Annotated in this window: 13 protein-coding genes; 5 read left to right on the plus strand and 8 right to left on the minus strand. The window is 70.3% G+C overall.

Annotation, left to right across the window (positions count from 1 at the left end):
• The first annotated feature begins 11 nt into the window (after positions 1-11).
• Positions 12-1,235: an MFS transporter gene (locus AC1DTW_RS00540; protein WP_477978019.1), complete on the plus strand. Its 1,224-nt coding sequence runs from the start codon at positions 12-14 to the stop codon at positions 1,233-1,235.
• Positions 1,236-1,241: 6 nt separating this feature from the next.
• Here the strand turns inward: AC1DTW_RS00540 and AC1DTW_RS00545 are convergent, their stop codons facing one another.
• The 5 genes from AC1DTW_RS00545 to AC1DTW_RS00565 form a co-directional block, all read right to left on the minus strand.
• Positions 1,242-1,622, minus strand: a complete 381-nt coding sequence (locus tag AC1DTW_RS00545; RefSeq protein ID WP_477978021.1) for a type II toxin-antitoxin system PemK/MazF family toxin — start codon at positions 1,620-1,622, stop codon at positions 1,242-1,244.
• Positions 1,619-1,870, minus strand: coding sequence for an AbrB/MazE/SpoVT family DNA-binding domain-containing protein (locus AC1DTW_RS00550; protein WP_477978022.1), 252 nt, complete (start codon positions 1,868-1,870; stop codon positions 1,619-1,621). The genes AC1DTW_RS00545 and AC1DTW_RS00550 overlap by 4 nt, the downstream gene beginning before the upstream one ends.
• A gap of 73 nt (positions 1,871-1,943) precedes the next feature.
• Positions 1,944-2,729 carry a LytR/AlgR family response regulator transcription factor gene (locus tag AC1DTW_RS00555; RefSeq protein ID WP_477978023.1) on the minus strand — a complete coding sequence of 262 codons (786 nt, stop codon included), beginning with the start codon at positions 2,727-2,729 and terminating at the stop codon, positions 1,944-1,946.
• A 1-nt stretch (position 2,730) separates the two neighbouring features.
• Entirely contained in the window at positions 2,731-3,819 is a 1,089-nt protein-coding gene (locus tag AC1DTW_RS00560) for a sensor histidine kinase (RefSeq protein WP_477978025.1), read from the minus strand.
• A 97-nt stretch (positions 3,820-3,916) separates the two neighbouring features.
• On the minus strand, positions 3,917-4,723 hold the full coding sequence (locus AC1DTW_RS00565) for a class I SAM-dependent methyltransferase (protein ID WP_477978027.1): 807 nt from the start codon (positions 4,721-4,723) through the stop codon (positions 3,917-3,919).
• A 129-nt stretch (positions 4,724-4,852) separates the two neighbouring features.
• Here AC1DTW_RS00565 and AC1DTW_RS00570 point away from each other — a divergent pair, with 129 nt between their 5' ends.
• Both AC1DTW_RS00570 and AC1DTW_RS00575 read left to right on the plus strand, forming a co-directional pair.
• Positions 4,853-6,304, plus strand: a complete 1,452-nt coding sequence (locus AC1DTW_RS00570; RefSeq protein ID WP_477978029.1) for an MFS transporter — start codon at positions 4,853-4,855, stop codon at positions 6,302-6,304.
• Positions 6,305-6,488: 184 nt separating this feature from the next.
• Positions 6,489-7,919 carry a glycoside hydrolase family 16 protein gene (locus tag AC1DTW_RS00575; RefSeq protein WP_477978031.1) on the plus strand — a complete coding sequence of 477 codons (1,431 nt, stop codon included), beginning with the start codon at positions 6,489-6,491 and terminating at the stop codon, positions 7,917-7,919.
• Between the two features lie 15 nt (positions 7,920-7,934).
• On the opposite strand, the gene AC1DTW_RS00580 is transcribed toward AC1DTW_RS00575, so the two are convergent.
• The 3 genes from AC1DTW_RS00580 to uvrA form a co-directional block, all read right to left on the minus strand.
• Positions 7,935-8,978: a TAXI family TRAP transporter solute-binding subunit gene (locus AC1DTW_RS00580; RefSeq protein WP_477978033.1), complete on the minus strand. Its 1,044-nt coding sequence runs from the start codon at positions 8,976-8,978 to the stop codon at positions 7,935-7,937.
• Positions 8,979-8,980: 2 nt separating this feature from the next.
• Positions 8,981-9,967, minus strand: coding sequence for a hypothetical protein (locus AC1DTW_RS00585; protein WP_477978035.1), 987 nt, complete (start codon positions 9,965-9,967; stop codon positions 8,981-8,983).
• 169 nt (positions 9,968-10,136) lie between these two features.
• The gene (gene uvrA / locus AC1DTW_RS00590) at positions 10,137-15,848 is read right to left on the minus strand and encodes an excinuclease ABC subunit UvrA (protein WP_477978037.1); all 5,712 of its coding nucleotides are present in this window, start codon (positions 15,846-15,848) and stop codon (positions 10,137-10,139) included.
• A gap of 138 nt (positions 15,849-15,986) precedes the next feature.
• Between uvrA and AC1DTW_RS00595 the strand changes: the two genes are divergently transcribed.
• Both AC1DTW_RS00595 and AC1DTW_RS00600 read left to right on the plus strand, forming a co-directional pair.
• Positions 15,987-18,074 (plus strand): PAS domain-containing hybrid sensor histidine kinase/response regulator, encoded by a 2,088-nt coding sequence (locus tag AC1DTW_RS00595; RefSeq protein WP_477978039.1) that lies wholly within the window; start codon positions 15,987-15,989, stop codon positions 18,072-18,074.
• 253 nt (positions 18,075-18,327) lie between these two features.
• Entirely contained in the window at positions 18,328-19,452 is a 1,125-nt protein-coding gene (locus AC1DTW_RS00600) for an ABC transporter substrate-binding protein (protein WP_477978041.1), read from the plus strand.
• Positions 19,453-19,464 lie beyond the last annotated feature (12 nt).

Raw genomic sequence — 19,464 nt, forward strand, 5'->3', positions numbered from 1 at the left:
GGGGTGCACCAATGACCTCGCCGTGGCCGCTCGTGTGGCTGCTCTACCTCAGCGGCCTGCTCGCCGCGGCCCAGCTCGGCAAGCTGTCGGCGCTGGCGCCGCTGATCGCGAGTGCGCTCGGCCTCGACCTGACCGCGGTCGCGATCGCGATCTCGCTGATCGAGCTCGGCGGCGCCACGCTCGGCGCCGCGGCCGGGCTGCTGGCGCAGCGCCTCGGGCTGCGCCGCACGCTGCGCTGCGGCGTCGCCGCGCTCGCGCTCGCGGGGCTGGGGGGCGCATGGGCTGAAGGCGGCGTCGGGCTGATCGGCTGGCGGCTGCTCGAGGCGGCCGGCTACCTCGGCGTGATCGTCAGCGCGCCGGTGCTGATCGCCCATCACGCCGGGGCGGCCGGCACGCGCGTGCAGGGCCTGGCCATGACCTTGTGGAGCACCTTCGTGCCGGTCGGTCTGGCACTGGGTGCCGCGGCCAGCGCGGGCGCCGCAGCGTCGTTCGGGTGGCGTGGTGCGGTGAGCGCAGGCGGCGCGCTGGCGGCGGCCTTGTGGGTCATGGTGTGGCGCGCGGCGCTGCCGCCCGAGCCCGTCGATGCGCCGACCGCGCCCGACGCGGCGCGCAGCGGGTCGGGGTCGGCCCTCTCGCCGGCCGTCTGGTGCCTCGCGCTCGGCTTCGGCGCGTTCGCATTGTTCGAGATCGGCATCCTCGGCCTGCTGCCGACGCTGCTGGTGCGCGGGGCCGGGCTGAGCGCGCAAGCCGCCGGGCAATGGACCGCGGTGGCATCGATCTCGGCGGTGACCGGCAGCGCCGTGGCGGCCTGGCTGTTGCGTCACGGGCTGGATCTGCGCTGGCCGGTCATGGCCTCGCTCGCGCTGCCGCCGCTGCTGCTGTTCGGCGTCTTCACGCCGGCGCCGTCGGCCGGCGTGGCGATCGCGCTGGCCGTGCTGCTGAACATGCTCGGCGGCGTGTTCGCCAGCCTCGCGTTCGCACTGCTGCCGCGGCTGGCCGGCGCACCGGCGCGGATGGTGCGCGCCAACGGCCTGCTCGCGCAGTGCGGCGCCTCGGGCTCGCTGCTCGGCCCGCCGATCATGGCCGCCTGCGTCCAGGCCGGCGGCTGGACCGCCGCGGCGATCTTCGGCCTGCTGGCATCGCTCGTCGCGCTGCCGCTGGCCTGGCGCGCCGCCACCGCGGCGCCGGCGTTCAGCTTGCGGCACCCGTCGCTCGAGCCGCAGAACGCGGACTGAGCGGCCTCAAGCGAGCATCACGATCTGGTTCAACACATTGCAGGCCTGCGCGAACGGGGCATCGGCCAAGCGCTTGAGCGGGTGCGGTTTGGCATGCCGAGCGCGCCAGTCGAACGACTTGGGCTGATGGCACAGCACGTAGCTCGTCTGGCTGGTCTTGCGCCCGCCCGCGCTGCCGGCCGGCACGGCAAACGGGTTACCGGCGTTGTAGGCAGTGGTGGTCATCGGCAAGCCGATGACGAGCCCGGTGCGCGCGTTGAAGGCCCTTGGCGACAGCACCAACATCGGATGCAGATCGCGCATCTCATGCCCCGCCTGCGGGTTGCAATCGATCCAGATGACGTCTTGCCGATCAGGCGCCCAGGCCTTGGCGGCCGCGCGGGTCACCACGCCTCGACGCCAATGGCCCCGGCCACCATGACCTCGCCGCCGTGCAGCGCCGGATCGAACAGCGCCAGCCGTTCGTCCAACGTCAGGGCCTTGTCGGCTATCGGCGTGATGACCACGCGGCCGGCTTCGACCGAGACCCTGACACGCTGGTTGGCGCGCAGTTTTGCCTCGCGGGCGACAGCTGCCGGAATGCGGACACCCAAGTTGTTGCCCCAGGGCTTGATGTCAAGCAGTGCTTCGGACATGACCGCCCTCTCGATGTTTAAACATGTTTAAACAATAGCATGCCGCCGAGGCAGCGGCAAGCGACCCCGCGCGTCACATCTGGCGGAACAGGTGCACGTAGCTGCGGCTGACCGCGAGGCGTTCGCTGCGGCCCTTCAGGTGGACTTCGCCCGACTCGCCGGGTCCGTGCGAGAAGCGGTCGACATGCGCGAGGTTGACGATCGCCGCGCGGTGCACCTGGACAAAACGTGCCGGGTCGAGCGCATCGGCGAGCTCGCGGATCGAGGTGCGGATCAGCGCCTCGCCGCCTTCCCACGCGACCACCGTGTACTTCGCGTCGGCGCGCAGGTACAGCACCTGCTCGATGCCGATCAGTCGCACGACGTTGCCGACCGAGGCCTTGATCCACTGCAGGTACGGTCGCGTGCCGCTGCGCTCGCGCTGCTGTTCGGCCATTTGTGCCGCGAGGCGCTCGAGCAGCGCGTCGAGCTCGGGGCGCAGCGCTTCGCTGGAAGTGCGCAGACGCGCCTGCAGCCGCTGCACCGTGTCGAGCAGGCGCGGCTCCTCGATCGGCTTGACGAGGTAGTCGAGCGCGCCCTGCGCGAAGGCCTCGACCGCGTAGCGATCGAACGCGGTCACGAACACGAGTTCGGCGCGCCGGCCGATGCAGCGCGCCGCGTCGACGCCGTTCATGCCGGGCATGTGCACGTCGAGGAACACGACCTGCGGCCGCAGCTCGTCGAACAGCTCGACCGCCTCGCGGCCGTTGCGCGCCTGCGCGACGATCCGCAGCTCGGGCCACAGGCGCGCCAGATGCGCGACCAGTTGCTCGCGCAGCAGCGGCTCGTCGTCGGCAATCAGTGCAGTGGGGGCCGCCATCTCAGTGCGCGGCGGGCGCAGTCACGTGGATGTCCGCGCGCACCCCGTGCGGCGCCTGCGCCGACAGCACGACCGTCGCGCCCGCGCCGGAGAACGCCCGCAGGCGTTCGCGCAGGTTGCGCAGCCCGGTGCCGCTGCCACTGCCCTCCGACAGCCCGACGCCGGTGTCGGCGACCCACAGGTGCACCGTGTCGCCGGCCTCGCGGCGCGCGCCGACCTCGATGCGGCCGCCGTCGCAGGCCGGATCGATGCCGTGGCGGATCGCATTCTCGACCAAGGTCAGCAAGCCCATCTGCGGAAACGGCAGCGCGCGCAGCGTCGGCTCGACCTCGATCGCGTAGCGCAGCCGGTCCGGCATGCGCATCAGCATCAGCTCGAGGTAGGCGCGCACCAGCGCTTCCTCGTCGCCCAGCGTCGCGGCCTGCTGCTGCAGCCGCGGCATCGCGGCGCGCAGGTAGCCGATCAGGCTGCGGAACACCGGCGCGGCGCGCGGCGAACCGCTCTCGACGAGCTGCTGAACATTGGCCAGCGTGTTGAGCAGGAAGTGCGGCTCGATCTGCGCCGTCATCAGGTGCAGCCGCGCGTCGGCGGCTTGGCGTTGCAGCGTTTCCCGCTCGAGCGCGAACTGCAGCGCCTCGGCGCGCGCCTGCGCGTCGCGCTCGCGGTACAGCGCGCCGAGCGCGAACAGCGTGCCGATCAGCCCCGCGCTGAGCGTCACCAGCACGTAGCCGCGCACCATCGGGCGCGACGCGGCGAACAGCGAGAAGTCGCCGCCGACCGAGAGCATCTGCACGACCAGCGGCGACAGCGCCGCACCGATCGTCACCGCGAGCACCTGCGCGACCCAGCGTGGCAGCAGCGTCTGGCGCCACGCGCCGGCCAGCGTGAAGCCGAACAGCAGCACCATGCCGACGAACAGCGCCTCGCCGAGCACCTCGATGAACGGGTTGAGCGTGATCGGGTTCAGCGCCAGCGCGCCGATCACCGCCAGCGCGACCGTCGACGCGAGCTGGCGCCGCGTCGGCATCAGGCGGCTGCGATCCCAGTGCGTCAGCGTGGCGGGCGCCGGAGCGGCAGAAGTGGTCGTCATCTGCCAAAGGTAAGCGCGCGGCTCGGGCGCGGTCAAGCGCGCGCCGCGCCGCGAGGGATGAAACGCGGAAATCGCGGTGCGGAGCGCGTCCGCGTCCTCAGCGGGCGCGCGCGCGGGTCAGCAGGTAATCCTGGCGGACGACGTTGTCGGCGTAGTACGGCGCGGCGATCTCGTCGAACTCGGCGCGCAGCGCGGCCACCTTGGCGGCATCGGCCGCGTGGCCCTCGATCAGCTTTTGCAACGGACCGACGCCGCGCTCGAGGAACAGCCGGAAGTGCGCCAGGCTGAGGGCCGGAACCGCCATCGTCCCGCGCTCGAAGAACGGCGCATCGAAGCGCGCGCCGAGGCGCTCCGCGACGATCGTCGGGCTGCCCCATTGCGGCGGCGGCGCAGCGCCGGGCGGTGGCGGCGGCGAATGGCGCCCGACGAACGCGAACATGCGCCCGACGAAGTGCTCGGGCGGCCAGGTCGCGAACCCGATGCGGCCGCCCGGCTTCAGCACGCGGCGCATCTCGGCGATCGCCACCTCGGGGCGCGGCGCGAACATGTGCCCGAACTGACTCAGCACGACATCGAACGATGCGTCGGCGTAGGGCAGCTGCTCGGCATCGCCCTCGGTCCAGACGATCTCCGGGTGCGCGGCGATGCGACCGTTCTCGTGCGCCTGCTCGAGCAGCTCGGGCGTCAGGTCGAGCGCCGTGACGCGCGCGCCGGCGCGTGCCGCGGTGACCGCGACGACACCGGTGCCGGTGCCGACGTCGAGCACGGCCTGGCCGGCGGTCACGCCCGCGAACCGCACGAGGTGCCCGGCGACCGGCGTCGTGAACATCGCCGTCGGTGCGAACGAGGCCCACATCTCGCGCTGGCGCTGCTTCAAGTCGGCGAATGGATCCTGGTGGTTCATCGTGACCTCCGTGGCCTAGGAGTCTGGGCGCCAGCAATGTGCCCCGTCGCGTGCGCGGTGTCATCCCCTTGCCCATCTTTCGCGCAAGGCGATCTGCGCCGATCGCGCGCTTCGGCGATATTCGGCGCCGTGGTGGTCCGCAGCAACATCCCCGACCGGCTCGACCGGCTGCCTTGGTCACGCTGGCACTGGCGCGTCGTGCTCGCGCTCGGCGTCGCGTGGGTGCTCGACGGACTCGAGGTGACGATCGTCGGCTCGATCGGCAGCGTGCTCGAGCGGCCCGACACGCTCGGGCTCGGCGCCACGCAGATCGGCTGGGCCGGTTCGCTGTATGTCGGCGGTGCGGTGGTCGGCGCGCTGGTGTTCGGCCGGCTCGCCGACGCGCTCGGCCGCAAGCGACTGTTCCTGCTGACGCTGCTGGTCTACATGGGTGCGACCGTCGCGACCGCGTTCTCGACCGGCTTCGTCGGCTTCGGCATCTGCCGCTTCATCACCGGCGTCGGCATCGGCGGCGAGTACGCGGCGATCAACTCGGCGATCGACGAGCTGATCCCGGCGCGCGTGCGCGGCCGCGTGAACCTGGCGATCAACGGCAGCTTCTGGATCGGCGCGGCGATCGGTGCGCTGCTGAGCCTGGCGCTGCTCGACCCGCGCGTGCTCGGCCCGCAACTCGGCTGGCGCGCCGGCTTCCTGCTCGGCGCGGTGCTCGCGGTGGCGATCCTGCTGGTGCGCCGCCACGTGCCTGAAAGCCCGCGCTGGCTGCTCGCGCACGGCCGCGCGGCCGAGGCCGAGCGCATCGTCGCGCAGATCGAGGACAGCGTGCGCGCGGAACACCGGCAGCCGCTCGACGAGGTCGCCGCGCACGGCGGTATCGCGTTCACGCGGACGCGGCTGCCGAGCTTCGGCGAAGTCGCGCACGTGCTGCTGCGGCGCTACCGGCAGCGCAGCGCGTTCGTGCTCGCGCTGATGGTCTCGCAGGCCTTCTTCTACAACGCGATCTTCTTCACGTATGCGCTGGTGCTGACGCGCTTCTACGCGGTCGGCGAGGCCGAAGTCGGGCTGTACATCTTTCCGTTCGCGGCCGGCAACGTGCTCGGGCCGCTGCTGCTCGGGCCGCTGTTCGACCGCGTCGGTCGGCGCGTGATGATTGCGGCCACCTACGCGTTGTCGGGCGTCGCGCTCGCGCTGACCGGCGTCGGCTTCGTGCTCGACCTGTTCGGCGCGGCGACGCAGACGCTGGCCTGGTCGGCGGTGTTCTTTCTCGCGTCGGCCGCGGCGAGCTCGGCCTACCTGACGGTCAGCGAGGTGTTCCCGCTCGAGATGCGCGCGCTGTCGATCTCGATCTTCTATGCGATCGGCACCGGCGTCGGCGGCTTCGCGGCGCCGGCGCTGTTCGGCGCGCTGATCGAGACCGGCAGCCGCGCGAACGTCTTCGTCGGCTACGGGGTCGGCGCTGCGCTCGTGCTCGCGGCGGCGGGCATCGCGTGGCGCTACGCGGTCGACGCCGAGTGCCGGCCGCTCGAGCATGTCGCGCCGCCGCTGGGCGCGGCGCCCGACGCGGCGCCCACACCGCGCCCGTGACGTGCACGTGAATTGCGCGTGAATCGCGCGCGATGCGCAACCGCGCCGGACACAGTTCACGCCCCTCGCCGCGGTTACCAATTCGGGGGTCAAGGCCGGCCGCTCCGGTGTCGAAGTTGCGGCCATCGGCACCGGGCGCCGCGTCGATACGGACGGAAGCCCTTTCCCATGCCCCGGATCAACGATGTCAATTCTCAACAAGGCCCGCGCGGCCTCCTTCGTCCTCGCCGCGCTCGGCGGCTTGCTGCTCGCCGGCTGCGGTGGCGGTGGCAGTGCCAGCAGCAGTGCTACGGCCGAAGCCGCAGCCGTTTCCGATGCGCCCGCGGTCGCGGCGCCCGATGACACCCCGACGGCGACGGCCTTGTCGTATACCGTGCTGCCCGACGAACTCGTGCGCAACGGCCTGTTCGCCGACGGCCTGACGGGCTGGACGGTCGGCGACGCGGTGCTGGTCTCGAGCCAGTTGCGCGCGGGCGGCAAGGCGCTGAACGTCGGCTGGCAGGCGCTGCAGACCTTCGGCTCGGTCGCGCTGGCGCCGCGCAAGTCGTACCGGCTGATCGTGAAGGCGCGCAACGAGAAGACCACCGGCACGACGCAGATCGCGATGCGCTTCCACCGGCCGAGCGGCTACGAGGCCTTTCGCACCTACAAGCTCAGCATCGCCTCGAACGTGTACCAGGACTACGTGCTCGACTTCACGACGCCCGAGTTCACCGGCATGGCCGACGTGACGTTCACCGCGAACGGCAGCACGCGCACGATCATCGACAGCGTGTCGCTGAAGATGCGCGCGGAGATCGTGCAGACCGAAGCGATCGCGTCGACGGTCGGTTCGTATGTGCCGTCGGGCTACGTGCTCGCGTTCAACGACGAATTCAACGGCACCGCGCTGAACCGCGACAAGTGGGCCACGCGCTACATCTACGGCATGGAGACGACGGACCGGCTGAAAGACGAGCAGCAACGCTATCGCGACAACGACAACCACAGCGTCGCCGGCGGCATCCTGAATCTCACGGCCCGCAAGGTCTCGTCGACCGATCCTTCCGGCATCAACTACGAATCGGGAATGATCCGGTCGCTCTGGACATCGCGCTACGGCTACTACGAGGCGCGCGTGAAGATGCCGGGCGGCCTGGGCGTGTGGCCGGCGTTCTGGCTCACCTCCGACGTCTCGGCCGAAGGCCGCCTGAGCTGGCCGCCGGAGATCGACATCTTCGAGTTCGTCAACAACGGCGTCGAAGACAAGCTGAACATGCTTCACTCCGGTGTCGTCAAGACGAGCAGCACCGCCACCTCGCCGCTGCTCTACGCCGACCCGGCGTTCAACACGACCTGGACCTTCTACCAGGCACCGTTCAACTTCAACGAAGGCTGGCACACCGTCGGCGCCGAGTGGGACGCGACCAGCGTGACGATGTACGTGGACGGCAAGAAGATCTACACGCGCGGCTACAACTGGATCTACGCCGACGGCACGCTGGCCGGCCCGGCCCACATCCTGCTGAACCTCGCCATCGGCGGCGCCTGGGCCGGCCGGCACGGCATCGACGACAGCGCCTTCCCGCAGTCGCTGCAGGTCGATTGGGTGCGCGCCTACCGCAAGGCGAGCTGAGTCCGACCTCGCCCGCTACTTGCACAGCCCGAGGACTCGCTCCTGCTGACTGCAGGCCGTGACCGGTGCGGCCGTGCGCTTGCCGGTCGGGCAGCTCTGCAGCTCGCGGAGCATCGGCGGGTAGTAGAGCCAGCCGCGGCCGAGCTCGGGCAGCGTCAGGTCGACCTCGCGCCACTTCGGGTGTCCGGAGGTCTGCAAGGTGTCGAAGTTCTGGCACAAGGAACGCGCGAACTTCCGCAGCTGGGCGACCGTCGCGCCGAGCGCGTAGTCGTAGGTGACCAGGTAGGCCTTCACCGCGAGGCCGGGCACGTCTTCGGCCAACAGGTTCGGATAGCTCGCGGCGCGCACGGTGACCCGGAAGTAGGTCCTCAGCGCCGCCTGGCTCTCGGGCCGGCTCGCGTCGAACTTCAGCAGCTTGATCAATTGCCGCGCCTCCGGCTTCATGTCGGCGAGCAGCTTGGCGGGCTGCCCCGCGACCACGACGACGACGTCGAGCGTCTTGTCCCCCGTCAGTTTGACGAGGGCTTCCTCGTTGGAGAGATAGCTCGCGTTCGCCTCGGCGATCGGTGCATCGAACATCTGCCGGTACAGCGTCGTCGCCGACATCGCCGTGCCGCTGAGCAGCGGTCCGACGTTGATCCTGGCCTTCTTGATCTCGTGGACGAACTCGAACTCCGAGTCGGCCCGGGCGATGAAGTAGATCTCCTCGTTGTAGAGCGGCATGATCACGCGCAGCGGGCGAATCAGCACGCCCGCCTCGGCATTGCCGCTGCGGTCCTGGTCGAGAAAGGCCTGGTAGACGTCGGACTGGACCATCGCGAACTTCACGCCGGGCTCGTGGCGCAGCCGCCGGACGTTTTCCGCCGACCCCGCCGACGGCAGCACGTCGAGGTCGATGCCCGCGGCCGGGGCGACGAAGCGCGCAATGTCGCGCCCGATCTGGATGTAGGTACCGCGTTCCGACGCCGTCACGATCTTGTACGGAACCTGCGCCAGCGCCGGCATCGCACACACGGACGCCGCGCTGAGCAGCCAGCTGCCGATCGGTTTCCAGGCCATCGTCACTCCTTCGCGTGATCCGGCGTCGCCGCGCACAACCCGAGGGAGGCGACCGCCGCGGTGCAAGGCCCCGGCGGCGCAGACCTCTGCGCAGCGGGCTCGGGCTGGGGTGCACGCGGCCGTGGCGCGGGCATCGGAATGGCCGCAGCCGCCTTGGCCGAGTCCTCGGCGCACAGGCCGAGGGACGCGACGGTCGCCGTGCAGGACGCCGGCGCCGCAGACCTCGGCCGCGCCGCGGCGGGGGGGTCGAGCTTCGGCACCGCGCCGGCCGCCGAACGCAGCGCAGCGCGCGCCGTGCCGCCGCGTGGGTCCCTCGGTGCCGCAGTCGTTGCCGAACGTGCTGTCTTGGGCCGGGTCGCGCCGCGAACCGGTTCATTCGCGGCTGCGGCGGGCTGGGTGCCTTCGGGTCGATCGGCGTCGGATGGCGGGGTACGCACCGGCGCAACCGGCTCCGCATCGGCGACGACGCCAACCGCCCGCGCGGCGACGGGCGCAGGCGGGATCGCCTTCAGGGCACTGAAGTCCGGCGCGTTGACGTACCGGTAAGCCCCCGCAATGAGCCCCACGAGCCCCGCGAAAGCGACCGCCGCGACGATCTCCCGCGTGCGGCGGCGCGCCAAGGTCCCGGGGTGCGACAGCGCCAGCGGTTGCCGGGCCTCCAGCGGCGCGGTCGGTCCCAGCGACGCTGCAGCGGCCCCGGCAGGTGGCGGTTCGGGGTCTTCGGAAGGTTCAGCGGCGAAGCCCGGCGCAGGCGGGGGCTCGAACAGCCCGATCCCCGACAAACCGGCCTCGCAGCCCCAGCAAGTCGACGCCGACCGGCCGTTCAGCACGCCGCAGTGCGGGCACGGCACCAGATGCGAATCGCCGGCCGGCCACGGCGATGCCGGTTGCTGCACGGCCACCGGCGGCGACGCGCCGGGCACAGGGTCGCCGGCGGGACCCATGCCCGAGGCCACATCACCCGGCTCGAGTCTGAGGACCGAACCCATGGCAGAGAACCCTCCCCCGCGCGACAGCTTTCCGGCGGGCAAACGCTGCGCCTCGGCCCGCCTTGACACGTTAGTCCCTTTTGAAGAGGTCTTCACCCCCCAAGGCCAATCGCTTGTACCTACATGGTCTGGCCGCTCGAGCGCTGACGCGGGCCGCCCGGGCCCTGTTTCAGACCCGCGCGAGCACCGGCCGCAAGGCCGCCCCGGTGTGGCTCGCCGCATTGCCGACCAGCACCTCCGGCGTGCTCTCGCCGACGACCGCGCCGCCCTTCACGCCGCCTTCGGGCCCGAGGTCGACGACCCAGTCGGCCTCGGCGATCACATCGAGATCGTGCTCGATCACGATGACGCTGTGGCCGCCGTCGACGAGCCGGTGCAGCACGCGGATCAGGCGTTCGACATCGGCCATGTGCAGCCCGACCGTCGGCTCGTCGAGCACGTACAGCGTGTGCGGCGCCTTGTTGCCGCGGCGCCCGACGTCGTCCCTGACCTTGCTCAGTTCGGTGACGAGCTTGATGCGCTGCGCCTCGCCCCCACTCAGCGTCGGTGACGGCTGGCCGAGCGTCAGGTAGCCCAGGCCGACGTCCTTCAGCAGCTGCAGCGGGTGCGAGATGTTCGGCATCGACGCGAAGAACTCGACCGCTTCGTCGACCTCCATCTTCAGCACGTCGCCGATGCTCTTGCCGCGCCAGCTCACCGCCAGCGTTTCGGCGTTGAAGCGTGCGCCGTGGCAGACGTCGCACGGCACCTTCACGTCGGGCAGGAAGCTCATCGCGATCGTGCGCACGCCCTGCCCTTCGCAACCGGCGCAGCGGCCCTCGCCGGTGTTGAACGAGAAGCGCGCCGGCGCATAGCCGCGCGCGCGCGCCTCGAGCGTTTCGGCGAAGAGCTTGCGGATCGTGTCCCAGAAGCCGATGTAGGTCGCCGGGCAGGAACGCGGCGTCTTGCCGATCGGCGTCTGGTCGACTTCGAGCACGCGGTCGATGTAGCCCCAGCCGTCGATGCGCTCGCAGCCCTGCCAGTTCGGCTTCGCGCCGCGCGTGTTGATGAACTGCAGGTTCGCGAGCAGCACGTCGCGTGCGAGCGTCGACTTGCCCGAGCCGCTGACGCCGGTGACCGCGACGAGGCGCTTCAGCGGCAGATCGACCGTCACGCCGCGCAGGTTGTGCAGCGAGGCGCCGCGGATCGTCAGCAGCCGGTTCGCCTCGCTCTCCTTGCGCACCGTGTCGGCCGTCACCGGCTCGATGAACCGGCGCGCCTGCAGCGGGTGCAGCAGCGGGTTCGCGAGGAAGCGGCCGGTGACCGAATCGGGGTGGCTCGCGAGCTCGGTCACGCTGCCTTCGGCGACCAGGTTGCCGCCGCGCTTGCCCGCGCCGGGGCCGATATCGATGATGTGGTCGGCGCGCCGGATCGTGTCTTCGTCGTGCTCGACGACGACCAGCGTGTTGCCCTTGTCGCTCAGGTTCTGCAGCGCGTTCAGCAGCACCTGGTTGTCGCGCGGGTGCAGGCCGATCGTCGGCTCGTCGAGCACGTAGCAAACGCCTTGCAGGTTGCTGCCGAGCTGCGCCGCGAGGCGGATGCGCTGCGCCTCGCCGCCGGAGAGCGTCGGCGCGGCGCGGTCCAGCGTCAGGTAGCCGAGGCCGACCTCTTCGAGGAACTCGAGGCGGCTCCTGATCTCGCTGACGACATCGCGCGCGATCTCGGCGTCGCGCCCGGTGAGCGCCAGTGCCTCGACCCAGATGCGTGCGTCGCTGACCGACCAGCGCCCGATCGTCGTGATCGGCTCGCCCTCGAAGCTCACGAGCCGCGACGCCGGGTTCAGCCGCGTGCCGGCGCAATCCGGGCACGGCTCGTCGACGACGCCCTCGACCTCTTCTTCCTCCGACGGGAAGCTCTGCTCGCGACCCTTGTTGTCATCGTCGCGCATCGAATCGTCGTAGGCCTTGCGCTGCTCGCGCGTCAGCTTCAGGCCGGTGCCGACGCAGGTCGTGCACCAGCCGTGCTTGCTGTTGTAGCTGAACATGCGCGGGTCGAGCTCGGGGTAGCTGGTGCCGCAGGTCGGGCACGCGCGCTTGGTCGAGAACACCTTGACCTTGCCGATCTGCGCGGTCGGCGTGTCGGCCATCATCGCGCCCTTCAGCCCATCGAGCGGCGCGAGCAGGTGCATCACGCCCTTGCCGAGTTCGAGCGCGTTCGCGAGCAGCGCGCGCAATGCCGGCTCGGTGTCGGCGCTGACGACGATGTCGCCGACCGGCAGTTCGAGCGTGTGCTCCTTGAAGCGATCGAGGCGCGGCCACGGATCGACCTTCAGGAACTCGCCGTCGACGCGCAGGTGCGTGTGACCGCGTGCCTTGGCCCATTTTGCAAGGTCGGTGTAGACGCCCTTGCGGTTCACGACCAGCGGCGCGAGCAGGCCGACGTGCTCGCCCTTGTGGTCGCGCAAGAGCTGCGCCGCGATGCTCTCGGCACTCTGCGGCTTCACCGGCGAACCGTCGTTGACGCAGTGCTGCAGCCCGAGCTTGACGTACAGCAGGCGCAGGAAGTGCCAGACCTCGGTGGTCGTCGCGACCGTGCTCTTGCGCCCGCCGCGGCTCAGGCGCTGCTCGATCGCGACCGTCGGCGGGATGCCGTAGACCGCGTCGACCTCCGGCCGCCCGGCCGGCTGCACGATGCTGCGTGCATACGCGTTCAGCGACTCTAGGTAGCGGCGCTGTCCCTCGTTGAACAGGATGTCGAACGCGAGCGTGCTCTTGCCCGAGCCCGAGACGCCGGTGACGACGCTGAACTTGCCGCGCGGGATGCTGACGTCGAGCGACTTCAGGTTGTGCTCGCGCGCATTGACGATGCGGATCATGTTGTCGCTGACGCGCTTCTCGTCGCGCGTGGCCTTCAACAGGTATTGCAGCGGCACGCCTTCCTCGACGGCGTGGCCCGCCAGGCCCATCGCGATGTCGTAGTCGGCGAGCGCCTTGCCGGTGTGCGAGGTCGGGTGGCGCTTCACGTCTTCGGGCGTGCCGGTGCAGACGACGCGCCCGCCGGCATCGCCGCCTTCGGGGCCGAGGTCGATCAGCCAGTCGGCGGCGCGGATCACGTCGAGGTTGTGCTCGATCACGATGATCGAGTGGCCGGCATCGAGCAGCTTGCGGAACGAGCGCATCAGCTTCGCGATGTCGTCGAAGTGCAGGCCCGTCGTCGGCTCGTCGAACATGAACAGCGTGCCGCGCCGCGCGAGCGGCTGTCGGCTCGCGCTGAGGCTCTGCGAGCTCTCGGCCAGGAAGCCGGCGAGCTTCAGGCGCTGCGCCTCGCCGCCCGACAGCGTCGGCACCGGCTGGCCGAGCTTCACGTACTCGAGGCCGACATCGACGATCGGCTGCAGCACGCGCAGCACCTCGCGGTCGTCGCGGAACAGCTGCACCGCCTCGCTGACGGTGAGCTCCAGGACATCGGCGACGGACAGTTCACGAATCCCATTGCCGGGAAAGCGCCGATCGATCTTCACATCGAGGATTTCCGCCCGATAGCGGCGGCCGTCGCAGTCGGGGCAGCGCAGGTACACGTCGGAGAGGAACTGCATCTCGACGTGCTCGAAGCCCGAGCCGCCGCAGGTCGCGCAGCGCCCGTTGCCGGCATTGAAGCTGAACATGCCGGCGCCGTAGCCGCGTTGCAGCGCCAGCGGCGCCTGCGCGAACAGCTTGCGGATCTCGTCGAACGCGCCGACATAGCTGGCCGGGTTCGAACGCGCGGTCTTGCCGATCGGCGACTGGTCGACGAAGACCGCGTCGCCGAGCCGCTCGGCGCCGAGCAGCGCGTCGTGTTCGCCGGGCGTCTCGGTCGCCTTGCCGAGGTGGCGCGCGAGCGCGGGGTAGAGCACGTCCTGCATCAGCGTGCTCTTGCCCGAGCCCGAGACGCCGGTCACGCAGACCAGGTGCAGCAGCGGGAACTCGACCGTGACGCTCTTCAGGTTGTGATCGCGCACGCCTTCGAGGATCAGCTTCGGTGTGCCCTCGCTCATCAACCGCTTGATGCCCATGCCGACATGCTTGCGGCCGCCGAGGTAGGCGCCGGTCAGCGTGTCGGCGTGGCGGATCGCATCGGGGGTGCCGTCGAAGACGATCGCGCCGCCACGCTCGCCGGGGCCCGGCCCCATGTCGATCAGCCGGTCGGCCGCGAGCATCACCGCCGGGTCGTGCTCGACGACGACGAGCGTGTTGCCGGCATCGCGCAGCCGGTGCATCGCCTCGATGATGCGGTTCATGTCGCGCGGGTGCAGCCCGATGCTCGGCTCGTCGAGCACGAACATCGTGTTGACCAGCGAGGTGCCGAGCGCGGTCGTCAGGTTGATGCGCTGCACCTCGCCGCCGCTGAGCGTGCGGCTCTGGCGATCGAGGGTCAGGTAGCCGATGCCGACATCGCAGAGGTACTTCAGGCGCGTGCGGATCTCGTCCTGCAGCAGCTTCAGCGCATCGTCGAGCAGCGTGCTCGGCAGGCTCAGCTGATCGAAGAAGCGGTGCAGCCGCTCGATCGGGATCAGCATCAGGTCGTGCACGGTCAGCCCCGGCAGCGCTTCGAGCTGGTCACGGCGCCAGCCCACCCCGCGCGGCAGGAAGCGCCTGGCCGGCGCCAGCACCGCGTCCGCGTCGTCCTTCGTGCCGAGGCGCCAGAGCAGCGATTCGAGCTTCAGGCGCGCCCCGCCGCAGACCTCGCAGGGCGTGTAGCTGCGGTACTTCGACAGCAGCACGCGGATGTGCATCTTGTAGGCCTTGCTCTCGAGGTACTCGAAGAAGCGCTTGACGCCGTACCACTGCTTGTTCCAGTTGCCCTTCCAGTTCGGCGTGCCGTTGATGACCCAGTCGCGCTGCGCCTGCGACAGCGCGTTCCACGCGGTGTCGCGCGGGATGCCGGCCTCGCCGCCGTACTTCAGCAAATCCTCCTGGCAATCCTTCCAGGCCGGGGTCTGCATCGGCTTGATCGCGCCGGCGCGCAGCGTCTTGCGGCCGTCGGGAATCACCAGGCCGTAATCGACGCCGATCACGCGGCCGAAGCCGCGGCAGGTCTCGCAGGCGCCGTAGGCCGAGTTGAAGCTGAACAGCGCCGGCTGCGGATCGGCGTAGCGGATGTCGCTCTCGGGGCAGTGCAGGCCGGTCGAGAAGCGCCACAGCTGCGGCTCGGCGTCGTCGTTCAACGCGTAGACGATGACGCGGCCGCTGCCGCGCTTCAGCGCCGTCTCGATCGCCTCGATCGCGCGGATCTTCTCGGTGCCCTGAATGCGGAAGCGATCCGCGACCACATCCAGCAGCTTGCGCGGCCCGGTCGGCGACGCGACCTCGCGCTCGGCCTGCACGCGCGTGAAGCCGCTCGCCGCGAGCCACTGCTCGACCTCCTCGGCGCTGGTGCCCCCCGGCAGCTCGACCGGGAACGTGACGACGAGGCGCGGGTCGCGGCCGGCGCTGCGTTCCATCAGCTCGGCATAGATCGTCTCCGGCGAATCGTGGCGCACGGCCTGCGCGGTCTGCTTGTCGAACAGCTGCGCGGCGCGCGCGAACAAGAGCTTCAGGTGGTCGTTCAGCTCGGTCATCGTGCCGACCGTCGAACGCGAGCTGCGCACCGGGTTGGTCTGGTCGATCGCGATCGCCGGCGGCACGCCGTCGACGCGGTCGACCGCCGGGCGATCCATGCGGTCGAGAAACTGGCGCGCGTAGGCGCTGAAGGTCTCGACGTAGCGGCGCTGGCCCTCGGCGTACAGCGTGTCGAACACCAGGCTCGACTTGCCCGAGCCGCTCGGCCCGGTCACGACCGTCATCTCGCCGGTGCGGATGTCCAGATCGATGTTCTTGAGGTTGTGCTGGCGCGCACCGCGGATGCGGATCAGACCGGAAGTCATGCGGGTACTACTTTCCTGAGCGAGCCGAACATTCTAGGGACCGAGCGGCTTTTGCAGCAGCTGACGCCCAAAGACCCCGGCCCGCGGCGGCGAAGCCACGCTAACATCCGCGATTCGCCCGAATCGGCCGCAGCCAGCATGAGTGACGATCCGTCTGTGTCGAGCTCTCCCGTTCCCGCCGCGGCGCCCGGGCTGATGCACGCGGCCGCGCGCCACGACAGGCGGCTGTTCGAGAGCCTGAACGAAGGCATCTGGGAACGCGACCTGAACACCGACGAGGTCTGGTACTCGCCGCGCTACAAGTCCCTGCTCGGTTTCGCGGACGACGAGTTGCCGAATTCGATCGAAGTCGTGCGCAGCCGCCTGCACGCCGACGACACGCGCGCGGTGCAGCAGGCCTATGCGCGGGTGATACGCACGCTGGGCAGCGGCGAAGTCCAGGCGCGAATCCGCGTCAAGGAGGGCAGCTATCGCTGGTTCCGCGGCCGCTTCACGGTCTGGCCCGACGCGCAGGGCAAGGCCGCGGTGCTGGTCGGCGCGCTCTACGACGTGCACGATCAGGTCGTCGCGACCGAGGCGCTGCGCGCGCAGCAGGCCGTGCTCGAACAGCGCGTCAGCGAGCGCACGCAGCACCTGGCGGCCGCCTTGCAGCAGGCCGAGGCGCAGCGCCTCGAGGCCGAGCGCGCGAACCAGGCCAAGGCCAGCTTCCTGGCCCACATGAGCCATGAACTGCGCACACCGTTGAACGGCGTGCTCGGGATGACGCAGCTCGCGCAGGCGCTCGCGCTCGGCGCCGAGCAGCGCCGCTACCTCGAGCTGGCGCAGCAGGCCGGCCAGGCGCTGCTCGGCTTTCTCGACGATGTGCTCGACTTCGCGCGCGCCGAAGCCGGACGCCTGCAGCTGCGCGACGAACCGTTCGACCTCGCGTGCCTCGCCGCCGAGACGCTGCGCAGCTTCATGCCTTCGGTGCGCCGTCGCGGGTTGCAGGTCGGCTTCGACTATGTCGGCGAGATCACGCAGGTGCGCGCCGATGCGGGGCGCGTGCGGCAGATCATCAGCAACCTGCTCGGCAACGCGATCAAGTTCACCGACGCGGGCCGCATCCTGCTGATCGTGATGATCGAAGGCGGCACCGAGGGCACGCCGTGCCGCGTGCGGCTGCGCGTGCGCGACACCGGCGTCGGCATGGACGAAGCGACCGCGGCGCGCGTGTTCGAGCCCTTCGAGCAGGGCGACTCGGGCATCGCGCGGCGCTACGGCGGCACCGGCCTGGGCCTGCCGGTCGTGCGCATGCTGGCGCGGCTGATGGGCGGCGATGTGTCGGTGCGCAGCCGGCCCGGCCAGGGCTCGGAGTTTCGCGTCGAGCTGCAGCTCGCCGCCGCGCCCGCGCCGACGCTTTCGGCCCGCCCCACGACCCGTGCGCCCGGCGGCCACGCCTGGGTGCTGACGCGCGACGCCGCGCACGGGCTGGGCTTTTGCGAGCGGCTGGCGCGCATCTGCGGGTCCGCGGAGGTGCTGGCCGATGTCGGCGCGGCGATCGATCGTCTGCGCGCCGAACCGGCGCGGGCGCCGTGCTGCGTCGTGATCGCCGAAGACACGCTGGCCGCCGACACCGACTTCGAGCGCCTGCGCGCCTGCCTGCGCGCCGAGGTGCCGGTGACCTTGCTGCTGCGTCCCGACTTCGACCTCGGCACCGTGCACGCGGCCACCGAGCGCTGGCAGATGCGGATCGCGATCGCGCCGCTGACGCCGACCGATCTGCACGGGCTGCTGCAATCCGATGCGCCGATCGCTCGCGCTGCACCGGCGCCGCCGCGGCCGCCGCATCTGCCCATCGACACCCAGCCCAGCGTGCTCGTCGTCGAAGACAACCTGCTGAACCAGATCATCGCGCGCGAGATGATCGCCGCGCTCGGCCTGCGGCCCGCCGTCGTCGGCAGCGGCGAAGAGGCGATGCTCAGTTGCCGCAGCACACCGCCCGATCTGGTCCTGATGGACATCCAGATGCCCGGCATGGACGGCCTCGAGACGACGCGCCGCCTGCGCGCGCTGCAGGACGCCGGCGAGCTGCGGCGCTTCCCGATCATCGCGCTGACCGCGCATGCGATGGACGCCGACCGCCAGACGAGCCTCGCGGCCGGCATCGACGAGCACCTGACGAAGCCGGTGCAGCTCGAGCAGCTGCGCAGCGTGCTCGGCCAGTGGCTCGCGACCGGGCGCGGTTAGGAGCGAACGGCGGCGATTCCGATCGCCGTCGGCATGGGTCTTCCGGAGGTCATCGAGGGTGGGCTTCCTCGGAGGGTGCCGAGCATTCCGCGCCATGCGAAACATTCCGGTTGCGGGCCTTTGACACGCTTTGTCGTCCCGCCCCTCGGTCTTCCACATGCCGCGAATCACACGGAGTCGCACACTGCGCTTCGCCGTGGCCCGCTGCGAGGACCGCGCGGAAAAGTTCCTGAAGGACACACCGGAGACACACATGACCCCCTTGGCAACCACCTGCCGCGGCCTGGCGCTGAGCCTGCTGTCACTTCTTGCCATCTCTTCGTCGTGGGCCCAGCTCGTGGTCGGCCAGACCTCGGGCTTCACCGGCCCGGTGGCCTCGGGCGTGAAGGAGAACACCGAAGGCGCCAAGCTGTACATCGACCATGTCAACGCGATCGGCGGCGTCAATGGCCAGCGCATCGAGCTGGTTTCGCTCGACGACAAGTTCGATCCGAAGCTGGCGGCCGAAAACGCGAAGCAGTTGATCGTCGAGCGCAACGTGATCGCGCTCTTCCTGAACCGCGGCACGCCGCACACCGAGGCCATCGCGCCGCTGCTCGACGAGTACAAGGTGCCGCTGGTGGCACCGTCGACCGGCGCGATGATCCTGCACAAGCCGGTCAACCCGTGGATCTTCAACGTGCGCGCCACCTACCAGCGCGAAGCCGAAAAGGCGATCACCCACCTGGCGACGATCGGCCTGACCCGCATCGCGCTCGTGCATGTGGACGACAGCTTCGGCGCCGATTGCGCCATCGGTGCGCAAAAGGGTTACGAAAAGGCCAAGATCAAGCCGGTCTTCATCGACAAGTTCGACCGCGTGAAGCCCGACTTCACCGGCATCTCGCAGCAGGTCTCCAAGTCGGATGCACAGGCGATCTTCCTGATCGGCTCGGCGGGTGCAGTGTCCGACGGCACGAAGGCGATCCGCGCGACCGGCTCGCGGGCCCAGATCGTGACCGTGTCGAACAACGCGTCGGGCGGCTTCATCAAGCAGATGGGCGAGCATGCCCGCGGCACCATCGTGACGCAGATCTTCCCCTATGAGCGCTCGCTGTCGGCGCCAATCGTCAGAGAGGCCAACGACCTTGCCAAGGCCAAGGGCGTGACCGAGGTGACCCCCGCGATGCTCGAAGGCTTTGCCGGCGCCAAGGTGCTGGTCGAGGGCTTGCGCCGCGCCGGCGCCAATCCGACCCGCGTCAAGCTGCAGCAGGCGCTGGAGGGCCTGCACAAGTACGACATCGGCGGGCTCGAGGTGACTTACGGCCCGGGCGACCACACCGGGCTCGACTTTGCCGACCTCTCGATCATCGGGCAGGACGGCAAGTTCAGGCGCTGAGCGCTCGCCTGG

The organism is Rhizobacter sp. P5_A1 (assembly GCF_056400745.1).

Coding starts and splice junctions, on each gene's coding strand:
- AC1DTW_RS00585 (WP_477978035.1), bottom strand. CDS start 9,967: ATGGGTTCGGTCCTCAGACTCGAGCCGGGTGATGTGGCCTCGGGCATG.
- AC1DTW_RS00565 (WP_477978027.1), bottom strand. CDS start 4,723: ATGAACCACCAGGATCCATTCGCCGACTTGAAGCAGCGCCAGCGCGAG.
- AC1DTW_RS00575 (WP_477978031.1), top strand. CDS start 6,489: ATGTCAATTCTCAACAAGGCCCGCGCGGCCTCCTTCGTCCTCGCCGCG.
- AC1DTW_RS00580 (WP_477978033.1), bottom strand. CDS start 8,978: ATGGCCTGGAAACCGATCGGCAGCTGGCTGCTCAGCGCGGCGTCCGTG.
- uvrA (WP_477978037.1), bottom strand. CDS start 15,848: ATGACTTCCGGTCTGATCCGCATCCGCGGTGCGCGCCAGCACAACCTC.
- AC1DTW_RS00600 (WP_477978041.1), top strand. CDS start 18,328: ATGACCCCCTTGGCAACCACCTGCCGCGGCCTGGCGCTGAGCCTGCTG.
- AC1DTW_RS00555 (WP_477978023.1), bottom strand. CDS start 2,729: ATGGCGGCCCCCACTGCACTGATTGCCGACGACGAGCCGCTGCTGCGC.
- AC1DTW_RS00540 (WP_477978019.1), top strand. CDS start 12: ATGACCTCGCCGTGGCCGCTCGTGTGGCTGCTCTACCTCAGCGGCCTG.
- AC1DTW_RS00550 (WP_477978022.1), bottom strand. CDS start 1,870: ATGTCCGAAGCACTGCTTGACATCAAGCCCTGGGGCAACAACTTGGGT.
- AC1DTW_RS00560 (WP_477978025.1), bottom strand. CDS start 3,819: ATGACGACCACTTCTGCCGCTCCGGCGCCCGCCACGCTGACGCACTGG.
- AC1DTW_RS00595 (WP_477978039.1), top strand. CDS start 15,987: ATGAGTGACGATCCGTCTGTGTCGAGCTCTCCCGTTCCCGCCGCGGCG.